General features: G+C 70.8%; 1 protein-coding gene. It reads right to left on the bottom strand.

The genetic code is table 11. From position 1 onward, the window contains the following. Positions 1–121: 121 nt before the first annotated feature. Positions 122–328 (bottom strand): hypothetical protein, encoded by a 207-nt coding sequence (locus MJ783_RS16930; RefSeq protein ID WP_239311413.1) that lies wholly within the window; start codon positions 326–328, stop codon positions 122–124. Positions 329–496: the final 168 nt, after the last annotated feature.

The raw sequence follows: 496 nt of genomic DNA on the forward strand, positions 1-496 counted from the left end.
CGCTGGCCCGGGGTAACTGCCCGACGCTTCGTCCGATGGAGACGTCCCACAGGCGGATTCGTGGCGTCCTCGCCGCCGGAGGCGAGGACGGTGCCGTCAGGCGCGAAAACCAGCCCACGGATCATGTCGGTGTGGCCGCGCGCAGCGTCCGCTCCACGACCCCGAACGCGGCGCCCTCGTCGTCCACGTCGGTCACCAGATCCGCGAGGTCGCGCCGACGGCGGGTCGGTGGCGTGGTCTCGTCGCCGAGGTAGGCGAGCCGGGTGGAGGACACGCCGCGCGGCCCGTCGCCGGCGGCAGTGACAGCACTCGCGTCGGTGACCGACATCGACGTCGTCCCGGGAACACCGGCCGTAACCGAAGGCGCGGGGGAAGTATCGCTGCTATCCAACCTGGAACGTGTCCCGATGGAACTGTCGCGGCTGGGGTCCACGGTGACGTACTGCCCGTTGGGTGAGACCCCGATGGTGCCGGGCCCGGATACGTCCAACGTCAG

It is taken from the genome of Protofrankia sp. Cj3 (assembly GCF_917627355.1).
GTDB lineage: Bacteria > Actinomycetota > Actinomycetes > Frankiales > Frankiaceae > Protofrankia.

Excerpts from the sequence above, each read along its gene's own strand:
- MJ783_RS16930 (WP_239311413.1), bottom strand. The coding sequence starts at position 328 with ATGTCGGTCACCGACGCGAGTGCTGTCACTGCCGCCGGCGACGGGCCG.